We start from the raw sequence: 251 nt of genomic DNA, 5'->3' as shown, positions 1-251 counted from the left end.
ATTTTGACAGACCTTCTATTAAAACTTCTGTTGCCTGTCTTCTTCCTAAATATCCAACTATTCCACACATATTATGTGTCCTCCTAAAAATATTATTTTATATATTTTTAGAGTTAGGTCATGAAAAAGTTTACTTTGGTTTTCCTTTGTCCACAGAATCACTTCTATGATTTGAAAAAACCTTAACGATGGTAAACACACCGCAGAGCATCCGCCGAAAAATCGATTTATTTTTTTATTTTTTAGTTTTT

At 30.3% G+C, this 251-nt stretch carries 1 protein-coding gene; it reads right to left on the bottom strand.

The features are described from left to right. Window positions 1–57: 57 nt before the first annotated feature. A partial coding sequence (locus K0040_RS20480; protein WP_228110484.1) for a hypothetical protein occupies window positions 58–251 on the bottom strand: 194 nt, incomplete at its 5' end.

The sequence above is a fragment of the Terrisporobacter petrolearius genome, from assembly GCF_020748185.1.
GTDB classification, from domain to species: domain Bacteria; phylum Bacillota; class Clostridia; order Peptostreptococcales; family Peptostreptococcaceae; genus Terrisporobacter; species Terrisporobacter petrolearius.
This window is presented reverse-complemented; position numbering and strand designations above follow the sequence as displayed.